This window comes from Acinetobacter sp. (assembly GCF_045628685.1).
In the GTDB taxonomy this organism is placed as follows: Bacteria; Pseudomonadota; Gammaproteobacteria; order Pseudomonadales; family Moraxellaceae; genus Acinetobacter.
On the sequence record NZ_JAZQPV010000005.1, the window covers coordinates 1 to 1,563 of the forward strand.

Consider the following 1,563-nt stretch of genomic DNA (forward strand, 5'->3'; position numbering starts at 1 on the left):
TGAAATAATTTTTTTTATACTTTTTTGCTAATCTTAGCGCAAATCAATAAATACATTTGTATGTAGAGAGGAAGATTAATGCACGTGGTGTCACAATATCGTTTATTTGCTGTGCCTTCAGCCTTGCTGAAAACCATTGTGTTGTCTACAGCTGTGATTTCGACTGTTATTTTGAGTGGCTGTGCTTCAAAACCACAAATTCAGAATGCAACCCGTTATGCAACTGCACCAGACTACTATACCGTTCGATCTGGAGACACTTTAAGTGGGATTGCTGCCCGTTATGGTTTAGCTTATACCAGCGTTGCTGATATGAATGACATAACACCGCCGTATCGCATTTATGTGGGACAGTCTTTACGTTTAAAAGATTCTGGTTCACGTCGTACCACCACGACTCAAGCGGTGACACAAGCTGCCCCGATTCAACGTCAAACCGTTCAAATTCCAACTGCTCCAGTTAAAACCACTCCAGCTGTTGTCGCCAATGTTCCAACCGCGCCGGTAGCATCTTCCAAAGCATCTGCATTACGTTGGGTTAAACCAAGCAATGGATCTGTACTGCAAAACTTTAATTTAGCCAATAATATTAAAGGGATCCGTTATGCAGGGAACGTGGGCGATACCATTTATGCAGCCGCGGATGGACAAGTGGTTTATGCAGCGGACGGCTTAAAAGAATATGGTAATTTGATTCTGATCAAGCATATTAATGGTTATATTTCAGCTTATGCACATAACAGTAAAATGAATGTGAAAAGTGGTGATAATGTAACGGCAGGGCAAAAGATTGCAGAAATGGGTTCGTCCGGTACCACCCGCACCATGCTTGAATTCCAGGTCCGTCTAGACGGCAAGCCTATTGATCCGACTAATGTCTTACCCCTTAATTAAATAAACTGAATGCAATACTTGAATTTCACCGTATAATACAATGAGTTGCTTTTATCGAAAGATAAAGCATCTCATAAGTTCAGAGGGAAATTTATGTTAGATCAACTTCGAGCAATGGGTGTCTTTGCTTGTGTTGTAGAAAAAAACTCGTTCAGTGGTGCAGCCCGCGATTTAGGCATCACCACCAGCGCTGTAAGTCAACAAATTCGTTCTTTAGAAAATGAGATGGAAGTTACACTTTTACATCGTTCTACCAGAAAGTTGAGTTTGACTGAAGTGGGACAAGCTTTTTTCCACAGCTGTCAAGAGATGCTCGCTGCCGCAGAGCGCGGAAAAATACGGATTAATGAGCTGCGTGATGATCTTGTTGGTGATTTACGTATTGCAACTACGCCAGAATTAGCTGCAAATCATGTCATTCCAGCATTGTCACACTGGATGTCTGCTCATCGAGGTCTGGCAGTTCATGTAGAAGCTGATAATCAATATATTGACCTGATTGAAGGTCGTATTGATATTGCGCTGCGCATAAGTTCAAAAATTGAAGATAGTAATTTGCATGTGGTACCGCTTGCCCGAGTTGAGCAGATCCTGGTGGCTTCACCGAGTTATTTGAATCAGTCGACACCTATTTCACGTCCTGAGGATTTAAAGCATCATGATTTAATT

The 1,563-nt window shown here is 41.7% G+C and carries 2 protein-coding genes; both read left to right on the forward strand.

Annotated features, from left to right (window positions below; genetic code table 11):
• Positions 1 to 78 precede the first annotated feature (78 nt).
• A complete protein-coding gene (locus ACKI4H_RS00975; protein WP_131315598.1) occupies positions 79 to 894 on the forward strand; it encodes a peptidoglycan DD-metalloendopeptidase family protein in 816 nt (271 codons plus the stop codon).
• A gap of 93 nt (positions 895 to 987) precedes the next feature.
• The coding region (locus ACKI4H_RS00980; protein ID WP_407303270.1) for a LysR family transcriptional regulator at positions 988 to 1,563 on the forward strand (576 nt) is incomplete at its 3' end.